Below are 1,884 nucleotides of genomic sequence, written 5' to 3'. Positions count from 1 at the left end.
GCCCGCCTTGGGGGTGATCGGGGCGGCTCCGGCGGGTATCGCCAGCGCCAGCGCCGCAGCGCCGATCAGAAAGGCCGTCTTCATCGCCTCATTCCCCTTTTGTCGCCTGTGAAGGCTGTGTTTTCAGCCCTTCCTTGTCATGACGCAGCAACGCGCCGGCCCCGCACCAGGCGGCATAAAAAAATCACCCCGGCACCACGTCGAACGCCACCGTCAGCCGCGGCGCATCGCCCGTGAACGGCTCGGTCCCGTGCCACAGATAGGAGGGGAACAGCGCCACCATCCCCGGTTCGGGGCGGATATGGCGAAACGGCGCCAGTACCGGGCGCGTCGGCACCCCCGGCCGCCCCAGCGCCAGCCACCCCTGCGGCGCGCGCTCCACCGCATCGGGCAATGCGACATAGAAGGCGGAGGACAGCCACCCGGCGGGGTGGACGTGATCTTTATGGAAGCCGCCCGCCCGCAACCGTACCGACCATGCTCCGGCAAAGCGATAGCCGCCCGCCGCCCGGCGCCGCACCGGATCGTCGCCGCTGCCCAGCCCCGCGATATGCGCGCGGATCGGCGCATCCAGCGCCGCGAACAGCGCGCGGACCACCGGCACATCCAGCCGCGACAGGTCGACCTGCGTCTGGCTGCCGTGGCGGATCGACTGTTCCAGCGGATGCGCCTGCCAGCCGTGCAGCGCCTCCAGCGCCGCCGCCAGATCGGCCAGGAACGCCGGCAAGTCGGCCCAGCCGGCGGGGGTCGAAATCCGCTGCGCGGTCACCAGCGCGGGATCCTCGCACAGCGGCGCATGGCGCGGGTCGCCCGCCAGCCGCCACGCGGTCGCCAGCAGCGCGATCGCGGCCTGATCGTCGGGCGCAGCGGCGACCACCCGCTCCGCCAGCGCCGCCGCCTCGCCGATCCGCCCCAGATGCAGCAGCGCCTCGGTCGCGGCGCGCGCCGCGACCGAGGCGCTGCTGCATCTGGGGCGGATCGGCGAGGCGGCGGCGCTGGCGGAGCGGGTGGTCGCCGCTGCGCCCGACGATCAGGCCGCGATCGCGCTGCTGGCGACCGCGTGGCGGCTGGCGGGCGACCCGCGCCATGCGCCGCTGTGCGAGGATCCCGCGCTGGTGACCGCGCAGCGGATTTCGACCCCCGCCGGCTGGGCCGACTTGCCGGCGTTCCTGGCCGATCTGGCGGCGGCGCTGGAGGCGCTGCACGGCTGGCAGGCGCATCCGCTGGAACAGTCGATCCGCCACGGCAGCCAGACGCAGGTCGACCTGTCGCGGCTGGATGTGCCGGTGGTCCGCGCGCTGTTCGCGGCGCTGGATGCGCCGATCCGCGCGCATATCGCGGGGCTGGGCAGCGGCGACGATCCGGTGCGGCGCCGGGCGGCGGGCGGCTATCGCTTTGCCGGAGCATGGTCGGTACGGTTGCGGGCGGGCGGCTTCCATAAAGATCACGTCCACCCCGCCGGGTGGCTGTCCTCCGCCTTCTATGTCGCATTGCCCGATGCGGTGGAGCGCGCGCCGCAGGGGTGGCTGGCGCTGGGGCGGCCGGGGGTGCCGACGCGCCCGGTACTGGCGCCGTTTCGCCATATCCGCCCCGAACCGGGGATGGTGGCGCTGTTCCCCTCCTATCTGTGGCACGGGACCGAGCCGTTCACGGGCGATGCGCCGCGGCTGACGGTGGCGTTCGACGTGGTGCCGGGGTGATTTTTTTATGCCGCCTGGTGCGGGGCCGGCGCGTTGCTGCGTCATGACAAGGAAGGGCTGAAAACACAGCCTTCACAGGCGACAAAAGGGGAATGAGGCGATGAAGACGGCCTTTCTGATCGGCGCTGCGGCGCTGGCGCTGGCGATACCCGCCGGAGCCGCCCCGATCACCCCCAAGGCGGGC

Annotated in this window: 2 protein-coding genes; one reads left to right on the top strand and one right to left on the bottom strand. The window is 72.7% G+C overall.

Annotation, left to right across the window (positions count from 1 at the left end; all coding sequences use genetic code 11):
* Positions 1-184: 184 nt before the first annotated feature.
* The gene (locus tag AX685_RS02040) at positions 185-877 is read right to left on the bottom strand and encodes a 2OG-Fe(II) oxygenase family protein (RefSeq protein ID WP_066484880.1); all 693 of its coding nucleotides are present in this window, start codon (positions 875-877) and stop codon (positions 185-187) included.
* 130 nt (positions 878-1,007) lie between these two features.
* Between AX685_RS02040 and AX685_RS02035 the strand changes: the two genes are divergently transcribed.
* Positions 1,008-1,700, top strand: a complete 693-nt coding sequence (locus AX685_RS02035) for a 2OG-Fe(II) oxygenase family protein (RefSeq protein WP_066484880.1) — start codon at positions 1,008-1,010, stop codon at positions 1,698-1,700.
* The last annotated feature ends 184 nt before the right edge of the window (positions 1,701-1,884 follow it).

The organism is Sphingomonas sp. CCH9-F2, assembly GCF_001556735.1.
Classification (GTDB): Bacteria; Pseudomonadota; Alphaproteobacteria; order Sphingomonadales; family Sphingomonadaceae; genus Sphingomonas; species Sphingomonas ginsenosidimutans.
The sequence above is the reverse complement of the archived record's forward strand: the minus strand, read 5'-3'. Positions and strand labels throughout refer to the sequence as shown.